Genomic DNA, 1011 nt, shown 5'->3' on the forward strand with positions numbered 1-1011 from the left:
AAACCATTTTTGGCTAGGTGCAAAACCTTATAACAAGCCATTCAAGCAGGACAAATAACAGCTGGCTATTTGCTCCTTCGTCGCTTATTTTAGCCAACTATCATTTGCCTCTTAATGGGGCGTTAGGCTTACAAACATGAAGCACTTTATTCTATTCATAGCGCTAACGCTGACGGGGAATTCGTTCGCGACAAGTATACCTTGCGAAAGAACTATTCAGCAAGAAACTGATATAGCTCAGGTTGTCGTCGTTGCAGAAATACTGTCTCATAAACTAAATAACGAAGGTGTTGGGGATATAACATTTAAGGTGTTGCGGCAGTGGAAAGGTGAGCAGCTTAAAACGATAAAAGTTTACGCAAATGAGGGATTCCCTTTTTCCATTGCAAAAAGTGGCTTTTACCTAATTTACGCCAACAGGGCTACGCACCAGGAAAAACCATTTTGGCAAATTCCGTGGTGTAAACAAATAACCGATGTTTCTTATGCGTCTGAAGAGATGGCCATCCTAGGGAAGCCAAAGTACGTTTATGAGTAATATCACAGTAAAAAGCCTAACAAGCCACTCAAGCAGGACTTTTAACAGTTGGTTAGGTTCCGCTTCGCTACACATTTTAACCAACAATTAAAAGCCTCTTAGTGGGGCGTTATATGCAAGTGAATCTTGCAACGGAGATGCACTAAAATGTCTATAGTCCTAATGATTTTCCTAGTCTTAATAGTTTTATTTGTTGTACCTGCAATATTACAGTGGCTTTGGAATATCACAATTCCTGAGTTATTTGGCTCAAAAGAAATAAGGTATTGGCAGGCATTCCGCCTAATTATTATTTGTAAAATACTTTTTGTAGCGACAAGTGCAACGTTGCCAACTTAGAAGTTGCATATAACAACACGCCCTGAGGTGGACAACTAGTAAAATTTAGCTATTTATTGCAAATTTTAACAGTGGCGATCCTCTTCGTTTTAATGCTTCTAAATATTTTGATTCGTTGTAGGGCGTCTTCGTTT

The 1011-nt window shown here is 39.1% G+C and carries 1 protein-coding gene; it reads left to right on the forward strand.

The genetic code is table 11. The annotated features are described in order from the left end of the window. Positions 1–136: 136 nt before the first annotated feature. Positions 137–538 (forward strand): hypothetical protein, encoded by a 402-nt coding sequence (locus tag H4J52_RS03100; protein ID WP_182170723.1) that lies wholly within the window; start codon positions 137–139, stop codon positions 536–538. The last annotated feature ends 473 nt before the right edge of the window (positions 539–1011 follow it).

It is taken from the genome of Colwellia sp. MB02u-14, from assembly GCF_014076915.1.
Taxonomy (GTDB): Bacteria; Pseudomonadota; Gammaproteobacteria; order Enterobacterales; family Alteromonadaceae; genus Colwellia_A.